We start from the raw sequence: 16,758 nt of genomic DNA, 5'->3' as shown, positions 1-16,758 counted from the left end.
CGGTGCAGTGAGCGGGATCACGACGTCGGGTGAGAAGAAACTCAAGCTCTTCTCCGGCCGTGCCCACCCGGAACTGGCGAGGGAGGTGGCCGAGGCGCTCGGGACCGAGCTCGTCCCGACCAAGGCCCTGGACTTCGCCAACGGCGAGATCTACGTCCGCTTCCTGGACTCCGCCCGTGGCGCGGACTGCTTCGTGATGCAGAGCCACACGGCTCCCATCAACCAGTGGATCATGGAACAGCTGATCATGATCGATGCGCTGAAGCGGGCCTCCGCCAAGAGCATCACCGCGATCCTGCCGTTCTACGGGTATGCCCGCCAGGACAAGAAGCACCTGGGCCGCGAGCCCATCTCGGCGCGCCTGGTCGCCGACCTGCTGCGCCAGGCGGGCGCCGACCGGCTGATGGCCGTGGACCTGCACACCGCGCAGATCCAGGGCTTCTTCGACGGCCCGGTGGACCACCTGTTCGCGCTGCCGATGCTGGCGGACTACGTGGGCGGGAGGGTGGACCGCTCCAAGCTGACCATCGTGTCGCCGGACGCCGGCCGGGTGAAGGTGGCCGACCAGTGGTGCGACCGGCTGGACGCGCCGCTGGCGATCATCCACAAGCGCCGCGACATGACCCAGGCCAATACCATCCTGTCGGCCGAGGTCGTCGGTGACGTCAAGGACCGGGTCTGCGTCCTGGTCGACGACATGATCGACACCGCCGGCACGATCTGCGCCGCGGCTGACGCGCTGTTCGACAACGGTGCGGCGGACGTCCTGGTGGCGGCCACCCACGGCGTGCTCTCCGGCCCGGCCGCGGACCGGCTGAAGAACTCGCGGGTGAGCGAGTTCGTGTTCACCAACACGCTGCCGACCCCGGGGCAGATCCAGCTGGACAAGATCACCACGCTGTCCATCGCCCCCTCGATCGCGGCCGCGATCCGCGAGGTGTTCGAGGAGGGTTCGGTCACGAGCCTCTTCGAGGGCGTGCACTGACGAAGCCCGACGACGGCGGCCCCGGTCCGGATCGGACCGGGGCCGCCGCCGATTTCACGGGAGGCCGTTCATGCGGTTAGACTCGTGAAACTGCTCGGCGAGGGATGCCGTGTGCCTGCTTGCCGGGTGCCCGCTCCGTGATCGACGCGCTGCCGGTACCGGATTCCCGTCCGCCGGCAGAGGCCGTTACCGCCGAGTGACCCCCGAACGTACTGAGGGTGTGGTCCCGGCGGTTTTTCGCGTTGCCTGCACCCCCGCGCCAGTCTTCCCGAGGAGTGCAGTCGTGTCCGAGATCCGCATCGCCGCTGAGACCCGTTCCGAGTTCGGCAAGGGTGCCGCCCGTCGCGCCCGCCGCGCCGGCTTCGTCCCCGGTGTCGTCTACGGCCACGGCCACGCCCCGGTTCACCTGAACCTGCCGAGCCACGACCTGATGATGGCGCTCAAGACCCCGAACGCCCTGCTGGTCGTGCCGATCGAGGGCAAGGACGAGTACGTCCTGCCGAAGGCCGTGCAGCGCGAGGCCATCAAGCGCACCATCGAGCACGTCGACCTGCTGCTGGTCAAGCGCGGCGAGAAGGTCACCGTCGAGATCCCGGTCCTGGCCGAGGGCGAGCTGGCCCCCGGCGGCAACCTGCTGGAGCACGTCCTCAACGCGCTGCCGATCGAGGCCGAGGCCACCCACCTGCCCGAGTCGGTCACCGTCTCGGTCGAGGGCCTGGAGTCCGGTGCCTCCGTCCTCGCCAAGGACATCGTCCTGCCGGCCGGCGTCACCCTGGCCGTCGACGCCGACGCCGTCGTGCTGCAGGTCATCGGCGCCCAGGCCGCCCCGGCCGAGGACGAGGCCGCCCCGGCCGAGGGCACCGAGGCCTGAGCCTCTCCCCACCAGCTGTGACCGCTGCCCCGGTCGCTCCCCTCGGAGCGGCCGGGGCAGCGGTGTGTCCGGGAAGATGACGTAGAGCGCGCACAGGAGGAGAGAGGGCATGGCGGACGAGTACGAGGGCCCCTGGCTGGTGGTGGGGCTGGGCAACCCTGGCGAGCAGTACGCCCGGAACCGGCACAACATCGGGTTCATGGTGGTGGACCTGCTGGCACAGCGGATGGGCGCGAAGTTCAAGGCGCACAAGAGCCGGGCGCAGGTGGCCGAAGGGCGGCTGTCCGGCCGCCGGGTGGTGCTGGCCAAGCCGATGTCGTTCATGAACCTCTCCGGCGGGCCGGTGACGGCGCTGCGGGACTTCTACAAGGCGCCGGCCTCGGCGCTGGTCGCCGTCCACGACGAGCTGGACATCGACTACGCGGCGCTGCGCCTCAAGCTGGGCGGCGGGGACAACGGCCACAACGGGCTGAAGTCGATCACCAAGTCGCTGGGGCCGGACTACTACCGGGTGCGGTGCGGGATCGGCCGGCCGCCGGGCCGGATGGAGGTCGCGGACTTCGTGCTGAAGGACTTCTCCGGCGCCGAGCGCAAGGAACTGGAGTGGTTCGTGGACCGCTCGGCGGACGCGGTGGAGGCGCTGCTGTCCGAGGGGCTGGAGCGGGCGCAGGGTACCTACAACTCCTGACGCTCCATCAAGTCCGGGAGTGGTGTTACGCAACAGTCGTACAACGCTTGCCGGTCCAAACCTGAATCCGTGTGAGAAGCCTGTGCGGGATCGGATAGCGTCGGCCTGGTACGCGAACGAGTCCTGGGGAGTTCTCGATGCGGGGTTTTCGTCCGGTCCGCCGACTGCGGCGGCTCCGGGTGGTCCGACTGAAGCAGTTCGGACGGCGGGTCGGCACGGCCGGTGCGCTGGGGGCGGCCGGGGTGCTGCTCTCGGGCGGCGCGGTGGCGCACGCGGACGCGGTGGCCGAGCCGGATCCGGGGGGCTCCCCGGAGCCTGCGGCGGCGCAGTTCGGGCCGCTGCTCGGTGACTCGATGGGCACGGACGCCGGGCTGCTGGCGGTCGGCGGCGGCCTGGTGGTCGCGGCCGGCGGCGCCGCGCTGTGGCTGAAGCGCCGACGCGCGGGCGAACCGGGCGAGTAGGCCGTGTCCGGGACCTAGCCGTCCGCGCGGCGACACGACACCGGGCCGGCGCCCACGGGCGCCGGCCCTTTCGCGTGCCCCGGGCCCTTCCGGTACGGGACGGGGCCGCCGCCCACCCCGGAGGGCGGACGGCGGCCCCGTCCCGTACGCGCGGTGGCGTCAGCCGGTGTTGCGCAGGCCGGCGGCGATGCCGTTGACGGTCAGCAGCAGCGCGCGGGCCCGCAGCGGGTCCTCGTGGCGGCCGGTGGCGACCTCCTCGCGCTGGCGGCGCAGCAGCGCGACCTGGAGGTAGGAGATCGGGTCGAGGTAGGCGTCGCGGACGGTGAAGGTCTGCTTGAGCACCGGGTTGTGCTCCAGCAGTGCGCCCTCGCCGGTGAGTCGGAGCACCTCGCGCAGGGTGAGGTCGTGCTCGGCGACGATCTGGTCGAAGACGTGGTGCAGTTCGGCGGGCACCAGCTGCTCGACGTAGTGGCGGGCGATCCGCAGGTCGGTCTTGGCCAGCGTCATGGCGACGTTGGACAGGAAGTTGCGGAAGAAGTGCCACTGGCCGTGCATCTCGTCGAGCACGCCGCCGAGGCCGGCCGCGCGGGCGGCGGCGAGGCCGGAGCCGACGCCGTACCAGCCGGGGACGATCTGGCGGGACTGGGTCCAGCCGAAGACCCACGGGATGGCCCGCAGGCCGTCGAGGCCGGCGCCGGAGTCGGGGCGGCGGGACGGGCGGGAGCCCAGGTGCAGCGAGGCGAGCTGGTCGACCGGGGTGGCGGCGAAGAAGTACTTCGGCAGGTCGTCCTGCTCGACCAGGGCGCGGTAGGCGGTGTGGGCGGCCGCGGAGACCTGGTCCATCGCGGCGTCCCAGCGGGCCAGTTCCTCGGGGGCCTGGCGCGGGGCGGTGTGCAGCGCGGAGGCGGAGAGGGTGGCGGAGATGGTCAGTTCCAGGTTCTCCCGGGCGAGGGAGGGGAGCAGGTACTTGTCGGAGATGACCTCGCCCTGCTCGGTGACCTTGATCTCGCCCTCCAGGGTGCCCCAGGGCTGGGCCAGGATGGCCTCGTGGGAGGGGCCGCCGCCGCGGCCGACGGTGCCGCCGCGGCCGTGGAACAGGCGCAGCCGGATGCCGTAGCGGTGGGCGACGTCGCGCAGCCGGCGCTGGGCGCGGTGGATCTCCCACTGGGAGGTGGTGATGCCGCCGAACTTGGAGGAGTCGGAGTAGCCGAGCATGACCTCCTGGACGTCGCCGCGCAGCGAGACGAGCAGCCGGTAGGAGGGGTCGGACAGCATCTCGTCGAGGATGAGGTCGGCCTTCTGGAGTTCCTCGGTGGTCTCCAGCAGCGGCACGATGCCGATCTTGGCGATGCCGCCGTGCAGGTCGATCAGGCCGGCCTCGCGGGCCAGGACGGTGGCGGCGAAGACGTCGTCGGCGCCCTGGCACATGGAGATGATGTAGCTCTCGACGATCTCGTCGCCGAAGCGCTCGAAGCCCTCGCGGATGGTGTTGAAGACGCCGAGGGTCTTGGTGCCGGCGGCGTCCAGCGGGGCCGGGGTGGGGGCGAGCGGGCGGCGCGAGCGGAGCTCCTTGGCGAGCAGCTTCTGCCGGTACTCGCGGGGCATGTCGGCGTAGCGCCAGGCCTCCTCGCCGAGGCGGTCGAAGAGCTGGCCGAGGGCGTGGTGGTGGGCCTCGGCGTGCTCGCGGACGTCCATGGTGGCGAGTTGGAGGCCGAAGGCCTCGATGGTGCGGATGGCGCGGGCGAGGCGGCCGTCGGCGATCAGCTCGCCGCGGTGGGCGCGCAGGGAGTCCTGGATGAGCCGCAGGTCGGTGATCAGCTCGCGGGTGCCGAGGTAGTCGCGGCCCTCGACGTGCGGGGTGCCCTGGGCGAGCCGCTCGCGGGTGTTCTCCAGCTTGAGCCGGACGCAGGTGGCCTTGAGGCGGTAGGGCTCCTCGGCGTTCATCCGCTTGTAGCGGGGGCTGAGCTCGGGGAGCTGGTGCAGGTCGGTGTTGAGCGAGGCGAGCAGTTCGACCGAGGCGCCGGCCAGCCGCTCGGAGGTGGAGAGGGTGCTGCGCAGGTCGTCGACGGCGGCCAGGGCGTCCTTGATGCCGTACTCGTGCTGGAGGTTGAGGACGTCCCAGGTGACCTGCGGGGTCACGTTGGGGTTGCCGTCGCGGTCGCCGCCGATCCAGGTGCCGAAGGTGAGCGGGCGGACGCCGTCGGGCAGGGTCAGGCCGACCCGGCCGAGCTCCTCGTGCAGTTCCTCCAGGACCTGGGGGACGGCGTCGTGGTAGAGCTCGTCCAGGTAGTAGACGGCGTTGCGGGCCTCGTCGGTGGGCTCGGGGCGGGCGATGCGCAGCTCGTCGGTCTGCCAGAGCAGGTCGATGACCTCGGCGAGGCGGCGGTCGGCCTGGCGGCGGGCGCTGCTGGTGCGGGCCGGGTCGGCCTGGGAGAGGCCGGCGGCGATCTCCTCGCGGTGGATGCGGTCGAGGAGTTCGCCGATGCGGCGCAGCTTGTTGAGGACGCTGCGGCGGGCGGCCTCGGTGGGGTGGGCGGTGAAGACCGGGCGGACCGCGAGGTGGGCCAGCGTGTTCTCGAGGTGCTTGGGGTCGGCCTCGGCGAGCTGGTCGGCGGTCTGGGCGAGCAGCGAGCCCTCCCGGGCGCGGCGGGTGGCGAACTCGCGGCCGCGGTGCACCTGTTCGGTGACGTTGGCGAGGTGGAAGTAGGTGGAGAAGGCCCGGACCAGCTTGGCGGCGGTGTCCAGGTCGATGTCGGAGAGGAGTTCGGCGGTGGCCTCGCCGTCGGTGCGGCTGAGCAGGCGGACCTGTTCGACCAGGCCCAGCAGCTGGGGGCCTTCCTGTCGGACGAGCGTCTCGCCGAGCAGGTCGCCGAGGCGGCGGATGTCCGCCCGCAGGGCCGCGTTGTCGGCAACTGGGCCGGTGGCGTGGACAGTGGGGCTGTCCGCCGGGGTGGGGACCGGAGCGGTCACGGCTGGCTCCCTGTGGTGGTGGGGTTCGGCAACGGCTCATCGTCACAGGTCCGCCCGCGTGTGGCGGGTGTGACGCGTGCGGACCGCGCTGTCCGACGCGACCAGCATAGGTGTCGGGGCGGTCGCTGTCCGCGAGGTGGCCGGATGGCGGACAGTGACGCCGCAGGCCGCATGTGGTCTGGACCACTTGAGGGTCCGGCGAGGTGTCGGGGGCAATCCCGGTGGGGAGGGGAGGGGGTTGCCGCTTAGGCTGTCAACCATGAGCAAGTCGCCTGGGGAGCGCGCGCCGGTCCGGCCGTTCTGGTGGTGGGAACGGCCGCGCAGCGCCTTCCTGGACATCGGGCTGGCGGTGCTCGCCGCGCTGGAGTGCGCGCTCAGCACGATCGCCTTCCTCTCCGGCCGGGTGCACCTGGACGCCGCCGGGATGGCCGGCATCTCGCTGCTCGGCGTGGTGGCGGGCGGTTCGCTGGTGCTGCGCCGCCGCTGGCCGGCCGTACCGGTGCTGGTGACCCTGGTGGCGATGCCGGGGATGCTCGGCGTCCTGCTGCTGGTGGTGTCGCTGTACACGCTGGCGGCGACCTGGGAGTGGCCCACCCGGCGCTGGCGGGTGGTGGCGCTGTCCGCACTGGCCTTCGCCGAGACCGTCGCCGTGATGATGGTGTCGATGCTGACGCCCGGCGACACGGCGGTGGAGCAGCCGCCGCTCTGGGGCCAGGTGCTGATCGCGGTGCTGGTCTCCGTCGGCCTGACCGTCCCGCCGGTGGTCACCGGACTGTACGTGGGCGCGCGGCGGCGGCTGATCGACTCGCTCAAGGACCGCGCGCACGGCCTGGAGACCGAACTGGACCTGCTGGCCGAGCAGGCCCAGGAGCGCGCCCGCCGGGCCCGGCTGGAGGAGCGCACCCGGATCGCCCGGGAGATGCACGACGTGGTGGCGCACCGGGTGTCCCTGATGGTGGTGCACGCCGGGGCGCTGGAGCGGATCGTCGCCAAGGACCCGGAGAAGGCCGCGCAGAGCGCCAAGCTGATGGGCGAGGTCGGACGGCAGGCGCTGAACGAGCTGCGGGAGATCCTCGGCGTGCTGCGGATGGACGACGAGCGCCAGCCGGAGCCCGACTCGCTGGCAGGGCTGCCCCGGCTGGTCGACCAGTCCCGGGCGGCCGGCATGGCGGTGACGCTGACCGTCAGCGGCAGCCGGCAGGAGTTCACCGGCGAGGCCGAGCAGACCGCCTACCGGGTCGTCCAGGAGGGCCTGACCAACGCGCACAAGCACGCGGGCGGCGCACAGGTGTCCGTCCTGCTCGCGTACGCGCCCAACGGGGTGCGGGTGAGCGTGGTGAACGCCTGCCCGGGCGGCGGCGGGGGCGCGGCGAAGCTGCCCAGCGGCGGCAACGGGCTGGTCGGGATGCGGGAGCGGGTGATCGCGCTGGGCGGCACCTTCTCCTCCGGGCCGGAGGCGGACGGCGGGTTCCGGGTCGAGGCGGTGCTGCCGTCCCGGCTGGCGGTCCGGGCCGACCGGCTGCGGTGACGCGCCGCCAGGCCCGGCGGTCAGGGCGTGTCGGCCGCCTGACCCAGGGCCCGCCGGGCCGCCGTCAGGACCCGTCGGCGGTGCGCAGCCGCTCCGGGGCGGTGCCCAGGATCAGGGTGGTGACGGCCTGGTCGATGCCGTGTCCGAGGAACCACTCGCCGGTGTGGTCCAGGCTGTAGACCCGGCCCTCCTCGTCGACGGCCAGCAGCGCCTGCCCGTACGCCTCCTCGCCGAGCGGGGCGAGCTGGCTGCCCAGGGCGCGGCCGAGGTCGAGCAGGGTGCGCGGCTGGTGCAGCCCGCACAGCGGGTCGATCAGGAACGGGGTGCGGGCCAGCTGGCGGCCCGGGCCGGCCAGGTCGAAGGCCAGGCCGCCGAACTCGGCCCAGGCCTCCACCGCCGCCGGGAACACCGCGTGCCGCAGACCGGACGGCCCGCCGTACCCGACCAGGGCGTCGGCCCACTCCTCGGCCTGCCGTATCTGCCAGCGGCCGGGGTGCCAGCCGGCCGCCTTGAGCTCGGCGGCGACGTCGGCGGGGAAGCGCGGGCGGGCCCGCCCGGCGGGGGCGGCGGACAGGGTGGCCGGCGGTGGCGGGGGCGGGCTGGGCGGGTTCAGGGCGGACTCCAGGGCTCGGGGACAGGGGGCGTACGAGGGCGCGGTCAGGGCGCGGGCGGCCCGACCGCGACGCTCTGCACGGTGAAGTGCTCCAGCATCGGCGCGCAGGAACGGCACGGCGGGGCGTGGGTGCCGTGCGCCGGGTCGCCCTCCTCCCGGATGCGAACGGTCGTCATCCGGGAGCCCTTGAGCGCCTTGCGGGCCTCGTGCAGGGTCATCGGCTTGCGGGCGGCGCGCTTGGAGCGCCGGCCGTCGACCGCGACCAGGTGCTGGGAGAGCAGGACGGCCTCCGGGCAGCGGCCGGTGAACCGCTCGCGCGCCTCGACGGGCAGCGTGTCCAGGAACTCGCCGACCAGCGGGTGCAGGACCGGCCGTCGGGCGTCCTTGTCCCCGGCCAGGGTGTGCACCTCGCCGCCCTTGAGTGACAGCGCGGCGGCGACGGCGGGCAGCAGGCTGTCGCGGTGGTGGCGCAGCACGGGCGGGCCCGCGGGCTCACCGGTGGTCATGCGTCGTCCTCCTCCTCTGTTCCCGCTGACGGAAGGACCGGTGGGACGGTCCGGGGCAAGCCTGTCAAACGACACCGACATCCGCACAACCGGGGTGCGGGGGCGGACGAACGACCGTGCGGGACCGGCCGGGCCGTCACCCGATCCTCGCCGGACCGGGGCCGGATCCGCACATCGTCGTCACGACTTGTCCGCTGATTTCCCGAAACCACCTCCGGGCCGGGGGCACGGCCGGTACCGTTCCGGCAGCGAGGCCGAAGGGGATCCGGCCGACCGCCCGCGGCCGCGCGGACGGGGCCGGACCCGGTGCCCGCGCCGGACGTTGGGGCCGCCGGGGTGGGCCCGAGCCCGCCCCGGCGGCGGAGCGAAGGGGCTCGTGGATGACGTCGGAGCAGCCCGGTCGGAACGGGCCGCGGCAGCGGTCGGGGGCCTGGGACGCGCAGGCCGCCAACCAGGCGCCCGGTGGGCACGTGCCCACGCCGGGCGAACCGCCCCGGCCGGCACCGGAACGCCCGGTGGGCCTCGCCGTGGTCGGGGCCGGCTACTGGGGCCCGAAGCTGGTCCGCAACGCGCAGGACACCCCGGCGCTGCGGCTGCACTGGCTGTGCGACCTGGACGAGGCCAAGGCCCGTGCCGTGCTGGGGGAGTACAGCACCGTCCGGGCGACCGGCTCCTACCGGCGGGTGCTCGACGACGAGCGGGTCGGGGCGGTCGCGGTGGCCACGCCCGCGGCCGCGCACTACCGGCTGGTGCGGGCCGCGCTGGAGGCCGGCAAGCACGTGCTGGTGGAGAAGCCGATCACCACCTCGGCCGCCGAGGCCGCCGAACTGGTCGACCTGGCCGAGCGCGGCGGGCTGGTGCTGATGTGCGACCACACCTTCTGCTACACCCCGGTGGTGCGCCGGATCCGCGAGCTGGTGCACGGCGGCGAGATCGGCGACATCCAGTTCTTCGACTCGGTGCGGATCAACCTCGGCCTGGTGCAGCCCGACGTGGACGTGCTATGGGACCTCGCCCCGCACGACCTGTCGATCCTCGACTTCGTGCTGCCGCCCGGCGTCGAACCGGTCGGGGTGTCCGCCCAGGGCGCCGACCCGATCGGCGCCGGCCGGGCCTGCGTGGCGTACCTGACGGTCCGGCTGAGCAACGGCGCGCTGGCCCACTGCCACGTCAACTGGCTCTCCCCGACGAAGGTCCGCACCACGCTGATCGGCGGCTCCCGGCGCACCCTGGTCTGGGACGACCTCAACCCGCAGGCCCGGCTGGCCGTGCACGACCGCGGCGTCGACCTCACCCCGCCCGACCAGCTGACCGACGCGATCCGGCACCGGGCGCTGATCTCCTACCGGGTCGGCGAGATGGTCGCGCCCGCGCTGGTCGAGCAGGAGGCGCTGCGCAACGTGATGGCCGAGTTCGCCGCCGCGATCACCGAGCGCCGGGCCCCGCTCACCGACGGCCGGGCCGGGGTGCGGGTGCTCCAGCTGCTGGAGGCGGCTTCGCTCAGCCTCGAACTCGGCGGTGCCACCGTCCCGGTGGGGTCCGGGGACCGGGCGGCCGCCCGGTGAGCGCCGGCATCCCGCTGGTCGGCCCGATCCCGCCGGTCGAATCGATCCCGCTGGTCGACCTGGCGGCCGCGCACGCCGAGGTCGCGGCCGAGGTCCGGGCCGGCTTCGACCGGGTGCTCGCCTCCGGCGGCTACGTCAAGGGCCCCGAAGTGGACGGCTTCGAGCGGGAGTACGCCGACTTCACCGGCGCCCGGCACTGCGTGGGCGCCGGCAACGGCACCGACGCCCTCGAACTCGCCCTGCGCGCCCTCGACCTGCCGCCCGGCGGCGGGGTCGTGCTGCCCGCCAACACCTTCGTCGCCACCGCCGAGGCCGTGCAGCGGGCCGGGCTGCGCCCGGTGCTGGTCGACGCCGACCCGGCGCACCTGCTGATCGACCCCGAGCGGGCCGCCGGGGCGCTGCCCGGCGCGGTCGCGCTGCTGCCCGTCCACCTGAACGGCCAGCTCGCCCCGATGGGGCCGCTGCTGGAACTGGCCGACGGACGGCCGGTGGTGGAGGACGCGGCGCAGTCCCAGGGCGCCCGGCAGCACGGGCGCACCGGCTACGGGCGGATCGCGGCCACCAGCTTCTACCCGGGCAAGAACCTCGGCGGCTACGGCGACGCCGGGGCGGTGCTCACCGACGACGACGAACTCGCCGCCGCCGTCCGGCTGATCGGCGACCACGGCGCACGCGAGAAGTACCGGCACGAGCGGTTCGGCTTCAACTCCCGGATGGACGCGCTGCAGGCCGTCGTGCTGCGGGCCAAGCTGCGCCGGCTGCCCGCCTGGAACGCCGCCCGCCGGGCCGCCGCCGCCCGCTACGACGCCCTGCTCGGCGGTCTCGACGGCCTGACCCTGCCGCGCACCGCGCCCGGCAACGAGCACGTCTGGCACCTGTACGCGGTGCGGATCGGCCCCGGCCGGGACCGCGACGCCGTCCTCGCCGCGCTGCACGCCGCCGGGATCGGCGCCGGGGTGCACTACCCCGTCCCGGTCCACCTCCAGCCCGCGTTCCGTCACCTCGGCCACCGCGCGGGGGCGTTCCCGGTCGCCGAACGGGCCGCCCGCGAACTGCTCAGCCTGCCGCTGCACCCGCACCTCACCGAGGCGCAGCAGACCAGGGTCGCCGGGGTGCTGGCCGGGGCGCTCGGGCAGCGGCCCTGACGGTTCCCCTTCTCCCGGGCGGGGGCCCGGGCCCGGAGACGACCCCCTACGCTGGTGTCCAGCAAGCGCTTCGAGAATTTGCAGCAGCCAGTGGGGGCTCCCAGATGACGACAGGTCGGCCCGGCGTCGCCGCCGCACCGAACGCGGCGTACGCAGGTCAGGTGGTGCAGTTCCCGGACCCGGTCCGCGCGGAGCGACACCCCGCCGGGGTCCGGGTGGACGAGTACGGCTACCCGGACTTCGGCTCGTACGCCGCCGCCGCGGCCGAGGTCGCCGACCCGCCGGACGGTTTCGGCGTGGACGAGCTGCGGCTGACCGACTACGTGTCGGCCAACGCCGCGCTGTTCACCCAGGGCCACCCGCTCTGGGCCGACCTGGACACCGCCGTCGCCACCCCGCCCGGCTGGACCTGGCACCACGCGGTCGGCCGGGCCGCCCCCGGCTGGCGGCGGATGGAGCTCGTCCCGGTGGAGGTCAAGGCGCTGCTGCGGCACCACGCCGGCCTGGCCACCTCCGCCGCCGACCACACCCGCCGCGGTACCCGCCCGTTGCAGGAGCGTCGGCCCGTGCACTTCTCGCTGGCCAAGGACGGCGGCGACCCGATCGGTGTCCCCGAGGACCTGGTGCAGCGCGCCGAGGAGCGCCTCGGCTACCGGCTGCCCGGCGCCTACCGCACCTTCCTCAAGCTGGGCGGCGGCCGCGCCCCGGTCGGGGTGGCGCTGGACACCGAGCTCGGCATGCTGCTCGACCAGCCCTTCCTCACCCTCAGCGAGGAGTACGGCACCCAGGACGTCGTGTACGCCAACAAGTGCCTGCGCGACCACCTCACCAAGGACTACCTGGGCGTCGCCTACGCGCAGGGCGGCATCGTCGCGCTCAAGGTGCGCGGCGACCGGGCCGGCTCGGTCTGGTTCCACCTGTACGACGACGCCCGCGACACCGGCGCGCCGGAGGCCCCGGAGGACCGCTGCGCCCGGCTGCTGCTGCCCTGCGGCGAGGACTTCGACGCGTTCCTGCTGCGGCTGGCCGGCAGCCCGCCGGAGCTGGAGACGGTCGCGGAGCTGATGGTGGACGGCGGGTTCGCCCGGGCCGTCCCGGTGGACTGACGTGGCCGCGGCGGTGCAACGAGCGGGGACGACGAGGATGGGGACAGGGGTGAACCGGGCGTGGTGACGTACGCGCAGGCGCAGGAGCTCGCCGAGGAGTGGATCAACGGCGGGGTGCCGCAGCCGCAGCAGCGCGAGGTACGGGTCCGGGAGTTCGACCTGGGCTTCGTCTGCTGGGCGGTGGCACCCGGGGACGGGACGGCGGGGCCGTCGGGTGCGGGGGACGGGTCGGCCGGCGAGGCGCGACTGGTGATCGCCCGGGACTCCGGCGCGACCACGCTCTGGCCCGCGCTGCCCGTCAACGAGGTGGTCCGGCAGTACGAGGAGGCGTACGGGAGGCCGGTCGCGGCCAACCCGGCGGGGGCGGCGAAGCCCGCGCCCGGGCCGGTCGAGGCGACGTCCTTCCTGCTCAGCCCGCCGCAGTGGCTGCAGGAGGCGGGGGCCGCGGCGATCGCGGCGGAGGCGGAGCGGCTGGGGGGCCAGAGGGCTCCGGCTCCGGCTGCTCCGGTGGCTCCGGCTGTTCCGGTGGCCGAGCCGCCCGCGCCGGTCGCTGCGGCGCCCGCCGTGCCGGCCGCGCCCGCCGTCGAGCCGCCCGTGCTCGCCGTGCCGTCCGGTTCTGCCGGTCCTGCTGGTTTCGCCGTCCCGCCGCAGGCCCCGGCCCCCGTGCCGGTGCCGCCGGCCGGGGCCGAGGCGGCCACCGTCCTGATGCCCGAGGGGCTGCGGACCACCGGCTCCGACCTGCCCGACGCGCCCGCGCCGGCCGGGGCCGAGGCCGCGACCATGCTGATGCCGCCGGAGGGCGGCTACGGCATGCCGCCGGTCCCGCCGCCTGCCGCCCGGGCCCAGGCCCAGGCGCCCGCGCCCGTGCCGCCTGCGGCCGTCGAGCCGGCGCCGACGCTGCTCGCGTCGCCGGACGCCGTGCCGGGCCTGATGGGCCTGCCGGGTGCGCCGTCCGGGCCGCCCGGCGGGGTGGAGCAGCCGCCGACCGTGCTGGCCCCGCCCGCCGCCGCCCCGCAGCCGGTCGCGCCCCCCGCCGCGGCCGCGCCGGTGGAGCACGCGCCGACCATGCTCGCCGCGCCCGGCGGCCTGCCCGGCCCGGGCGGTCCGCCCGCTGCTCCGGCGCCGGCCCCGGCGCCGCAGGCCGGACTCGGCCGCAACCCGGGGTCGGCCCCGCCGCCGCCTCCTCCGGCCGCGCTGCGCGGTGGCGCGTCCGGTCCGGGCGCCGCGCACGGCGTTTCGCTCGGCCGCAACCCGGGCTCCGCCCCGCCGCCGCCCCCGCCCGCCGGGCTGCGGCACACCCCGGGGGCCGGCGCGCCCGCCGCAGGCCCCGGCGGCCGCGCGGCCGGTTCGACCCCGCCGCCCCCGCCTCCGGCGGGCCTGCGCGGGGCCGTCGCCCCGGCGCCCGCCCCGCCCGCCGCCGCCCCGCAGCCGGCCTCGCCCGCCGCCGGCGTGGCGTACGAGGCGACCCAGCTGGCCGGCGCGATCGACCCGGCGCTGCTGGGCGCCGTGCCGGCCGACCCGGGCACCCCGCCGTCCGGGGGCCCCGCCGTCCCGCCGCCGCCCGGCGGTCCAACGGCCCCCGCCGCGCCCGCGGCCGGGTACGGCTACCCGAACACGGGCGGTGAGGCCCCGGCCGCACCGCCGGCGCCGGTGCCCGGCGTGCCGCAGGGCGCTGCCGTCCCGCCGGGGGTGCCGACGGTCGGCCCCGGCTACTTCGCCGCGCTCAGCTACCGGGGCCCGGACGGCTCCGAGCAGAAGCTGCTGCACCGCAGCGAGCCCGGCACCCCGCACCCCGAGTGGAAGATCCTCCAGGACCTGCGGCGGCTGAACGTGCCGCCGGAGCAGGTGCTGGAGCTCTACACCGAGCTGGAGTCGTGCGACCTGCCGGGCGGCTACTGCAACCGCATGATCGCCGCGTCCTGGCCGAACGTCCGGCTCACCCACACCGCCGCCTACGGCCGCGACCACGCGTCCCGGCAGGCCGGCATGGCCGAGTTGCTCGACCACCTGGACGAGCTGCACCAGCTGGCCTCCGGGGCCCAGCGGGTCCGCCCGTCCCGGGTGCCGCTGCCCGCGCCGGGGACGGTCCAGCCGCTGCCGCCGCTCCCGCCGCAGCAGCTCGCCCAGGAGCTCGGGGCGGCCTTCGGCCAGAACGTGTTCCGCTACGAGCAGCGCGCGGTCTCCCGCCAGGGCGTGCCCGAGCCGGTGTCGCAGTCCCTGGTGTGGGCGGGGCTGCCGCGCGACTTCGGCCCGTTCTTCTGGGCGCAGGCGCAGGAGGGCCGGCCGATCCCGACGCTCGCCGAGCTGGCCGCCGAGCGCGGTCTGCCCACGGCCCCGGACTTCGGCGGCTACCTGGTGCTCGGCAACGACTACGGCCGCCAGCTCTGCGTCCAGTACGGCACCGCGAACGTGGTCGCCGTGGACGTCGACGGAACCGGCCAGCCTCCCCGGTTCGTCAACACGGGTGTACCGGAGTTCGTCCGCGCGATGGCCCTGCTGGGCCGGATGTGGCGGCTGCGGTACGGGCTGACCCCGGACCAGGCCGGTCGTTGGACGACCGACTTCCAGGCGCAGCTCGCCGCGATCGACCCGGCGGCCCTGCAGACCGCGGACACGTGGTGGGCCGTGCTGCTGGAGCAGTTCTGGGACGGCCTGCTGTAGCGGGTTGTCGCGGATCCTCGCAGGTGGGGAGGGGTCGTTCCGGTGTTTGGAACGACCCCTCCGGCATGCCGTCGTGGCTGTGCCTCGTTGGGGTTTCGCCCAGATCTGCGCAAAATAGGTCAAGAGGATGGGTCTATTCGTCCAGTCCTCGACGTATTCCGGTCCGCCAGGCGTCCGATTTCGGCCCCGGCCGCCGAACCGGTTCCGGATCCGTCCGTTCCGTCCGATCATGGGCTCCGCAGCCCGCGACATGAGGGGAAGAGCCCATGAGCGACGCCGTCCCCGAGTACGGCTTCACCTCTGCCCGGCGCGGTTACGCGCCCGAGCAGGTCGACCGAGCCCTCACCGCCCTCACCGCGCAGCGCGACGAGGCGTGGGAGCGGCTGAGCGTCCTCGGCTCCGGGCTCCGGCAGATGGAGGCCAGGCTGGCCGACATCCGCCGGGCCGCCGAGGAGGCTCCGGAGCCCGACTACGAGGTGCTCAGCGAGCAGGCCGCCGGACTGGCGGTGATGGCCCAGAACGAGGCGCGCGCCGTCCGGGAGAAGGCCGAGCGCTTCTCCGAGGACCTCCGGGACGAGGTCTACGAGGCCGGCCAGGCCCTCGGCCACGCCGCCAAGGAGTACGCCACCACCACCCGCTCCGAGGCCGACCAGGCCGCCCGGCGCACCGACGAGCGCACCCGCGCCGAGGCCGAGGGTATCCGGGCCGAGGCCGACCGGGAGAGCCGCAGCGACCGGGACGCCGCCACCTCCTACGCCGCCAAGGTGCGGGTGGCCGCCGCCGAGGCCGGCGAGCAGGCCGAGGCCACGCTCGCCGAGCTGCGCCGCAAGGCCGACGAGACCTTCGCCCAGGCCCAGACCAAGGCCGACGCCGAGGACGCCCAGGTCTCCGCGACCGCCGAGCGCCGGGTCAAGGAGGCCGAGCAGCACCGGGAGACCGTGCTCGGCCGGATCAAGCAGCTGGAGACCGACGCCCAGGCCAAGGCCGACCAGCTGATCGAGCAGGCCCGCCGGGAGGCCGAGCGGATCAACGCGGCGAGCGAACGCGAGCAGGGCGAGTTCGACGGCCGTCTGGAGACCGTGCAGAAGCACCTGGACCACATCAAGGCCACGCTGGCCTCGCTCACCGGCGCGGCGGTCGGCGCCATCGAGCCGGAGCGGCTGGCGGCGGCGGTCGCCGGGCCGGCGGACGCCCGGCGGGTCGCGGACGCGGTCGCCGACGCGGGGCCGGTGGACGCGGCGCCGGTGGACTCGGAGGCGGACACCGGTGAGATCGAGGTGGCCGACCTGCGGAAGGCCGTCGCGCCGGCCGCGCCGGCCGCGCGGGAGAAGTCGGCGGCCGGGCTGCGGATGCCGGTCGTGGGCGGGGCCTCCGTCGCCGGGGCCGCGAGCGGTTCCGGCGCGCCCAGTGCGTCCGGCGCGTCCGGCGCGCCCGCCGGGGCGGTGGCGACCGGTCCGGTCGCGCCGGCCGCGGCGCCGCCGAAGCCGGTCGGACCGCCCCGGTCGGGGGAGGCCGACGGCGACGGCGAAGGCGCCGAGAAGGAGCCGCAGGACGAGACCCGGATCATCCCGAAGATCGTCATCGTGGACGACGGTGCCGGCTACGCCACCCCGAACACGGTGAGCTACCGGCGTCGCTGACCGCCGCGCCGGCGGCTCG

The 16,758-nt window shown here is 75.1% G+C and carries 13 protein-coding genes; 10 read left to right on the top strand and 3 right to left on the bottom strand.

All coding sequences use genetic code 11. From position 1 onward, the window contains the following. Positions 1–7: 7 nt before the first annotated feature. The 4 genes from AB0R04_RS15985 (at position 8) to AB0R04_RS15970 (ending at position 3,005) form a co-directional block, all read left to right on the top strand. Positions 8–985, top strand: a complete 978-nt coding sequence (locus AB0R04_RS15985) for a ribose-phosphate diphosphokinase (RefSeq protein ID WP_063348048.1) — start codon at positions 8–10, stop codon at positions 983–985. Between the two features lie 283 nt (positions 986–1,268). After that, complete coding sequence (locus AB0R04_RS15980) at positions 1,269–1,856, top strand: 50S ribosomal protein L25/general stress protein Ctc (RefSeq protein ID WP_363371512.1); 588 nt, start codon at positions 1,269–1,271, stop codon at positions 1,854–1,856. A gap of 109 nt (positions 1,857–1,965) precedes the next feature. After that, positions 1,966–2,544 (top strand): aminoacyl-tRNA hydrolase, encoded by a 579-nt coding sequence (gene pth / locus AB0R04_RS15975; protein ID WP_063348046.1) that lies wholly within the window; start codon positions 1,966–1,968, stop codon positions 2,542–2,544. A 137-nt stretch (positions 2,545–2,681) separates the two neighbouring features. Then, positions 2,682–3,005 (top strand): hypothetical protein, encoded by a 324-nt coding sequence (locus AB0R04_RS15970; protein ID WP_159398448.1) that lies wholly within the window; start codon positions 2,682–2,684, stop codon positions 3,003–3,005. Positions 3,006–3,164: 159 nt separating this feature from the next. Here the strand turns inward: AB0R04_RS15970 and ppc are convergent, their stop codons facing one another. Then, a complete protein-coding gene (gene ppc / locus AB0R04_RS15965) occupies positions 3,165–5,900 on the bottom strand; it encodes a phosphoenolpyruvate carboxylase (RefSeq protein ID WP_363371763.1) in 2,736 nt (911 codons plus the stop codon). Positions 5,901–6,234: 334 nt separating this feature from the next. Between ppc and AB0R04_RS15960 the strand changes: the two genes are divergently transcribed. Beyond that, positions 6,235–7,503: a histidine kinase gene (locus AB0R04_RS15960; RefSeq protein ID WP_363371511.1), complete on the top strand. Its 1,269-nt coding sequence runs from the start codon at positions 6,235–6,237 to the stop codon at positions 7,501–7,503. A gap of 64 nt (positions 7,504–7,567) precedes the next feature. On the opposite strand, the gene AB0R04_RS15955 is transcribed toward AB0R04_RS15960, so the two are convergent. Next, a complete protein-coding gene (locus AB0R04_RS15955; RefSeq protein ID WP_063351179.1) occupies positions 7,568–8,077 on the bottom strand; it encodes an SUKH-3 domain-containing protein in 510 nt (169 codons plus the stop codon). Between the two features lie 83 nt (positions 8,078–8,160). Continuing rightward, on the bottom strand, positions 8,161–8,622 hold the full coding sequence (locus AB0R04_RS15950; protein WP_063348043.1) for a YwqJ-related putative deaminase: 462 nt from the start codon (positions 8,620–8,622) through the stop codon (positions 8,161–8,163). Between the two features lie 380 nt (positions 8,623–9,002). On the opposite strand from AB0R04_RS15950, the gene AB0R04_RS15945 reads away from it, so the two are divergent. From AB0R04_RS15945 to AB0R04_RS15925, 5 genes are all read left to right on the top strand, one after another. After that, positions 9,003–10,187 carry a Gfo/Idh/MocA family oxidoreductase gene (locus AB0R04_RS15945; protein ID WP_363371509.1) on the top strand — a complete coding sequence of 395 codons (1,185 nt, stop codon included), beginning with the start codon at positions 9,003–9,005 and terminating at the stop codon, positions 10,185–10,187. Then, positions 10,184–11,332, top strand: a complete 1,149-nt coding sequence (locus tag AB0R04_RS15940) for a DegT/DnrJ/EryC1/StrS family aminotransferase (protein WP_363371508.1) — start codon at positions 10,184–10,186, stop codon at positions 11,330–11,332. Before AB0R04_RS15945 ends, AB0R04_RS15940 begins: the two co-directional genes overlap by 4 nt. Before the next feature lie 104 nt (positions 11,333–11,436). Then, on the top strand, positions 11,437–12,438 hold the full coding sequence (locus AB0R04_RS15935; protein ID WP_063348042.1) for an SMI1/KNR4 family protein: 1,002 nt from the start codon (positions 11,437–11,439) through the stop codon (positions 12,436–12,438). 60 nt (positions 12,439–12,498) lie between these two features. Continuing rightward, positions 12,499–15,099, top strand: coding sequence for an SUKH-4 family immunity protein (locus AB0R04_RS15930; RefSeq protein ID WP_363371507.1), 2,601 nt, complete (start codon positions 12,499–12,501; stop codon positions 15,097–15,099). Between the two features lie 266 nt (positions 15,100–15,365). Further along, the gene (locus tag AB0R04_RS15925) at positions 15,366–16,739 is read left to right on the top strand and encodes a hypothetical protein (RefSeq protein WP_363371505.1); all 1,374 of its coding nucleotides are present in this window, start codon (positions 15,366–15,368) and stop codon (positions 16,737–16,739) included. The last annotated feature ends 19 nt before the right edge of the window (positions 16,740–16,758 follow it).

Source organism: Kitasatospora sp. NPDC056731 (assembly GCF_040687675.1).
Classification (GTDB): domain Bacteria; phylum Actinomycetota; class Actinomycetes; order Streptomycetales; family Streptomycetaceae; genus Kitasatospora.
This window is presented reverse-complemented; position numbering and strand designations above follow the sequence as displayed.